Source organism: Pantoea sp. GbtcB22, assembly GCF_019091025.1.
GTDB lineage: Bacteria > Pseudomonadota > Gammaproteobacteria > Enterobacterales > Enterobacteriaceae > Pantoea > Pantoea leporis.
Map to the genome: position 1 here is coordinate 1 of NZ_JAGXKB010000544.1, position 248 is coordinate 248.

Annotated in this window: 1 protein-coding gene; it reads left to right on the forward strand. The window is 56.9% G+C overall.

What is annotated here, in order from left to right; genetic code table 11:
• On the forward strand, positions 1 to 248 hold a 248-nt coding region (locus tag KVT28_RS25935), incomplete at both ends, for an ATP-binding cassette domain-containing protein (protein WP_217551136.1).

The following is a 248-nucleotide window of genomic DNA, read 5'->3' on the forward strand; positions in this document are numbered from 1 at the left end:
TGCATGGTCTGTCGGCGCGTAAAATTGCTCATCAGCGCCAGAAAATGGGCATGGTGTTTCAGCAGTTCAACCTCTATCCGCACATGACGGTGCTGCAAAACATCATTGAGGCGCCGATAGGTGTGCACAAATTTACACGGCAGGATGCACTCAAGCATGCGCGTGAGCTGCTGGCGACCCTGGGATTGAGTGACAAAGCCGATGCCTGGCCGCGTCATCTATCCGGTGGCCAGCAGCAGCGCGTGGCG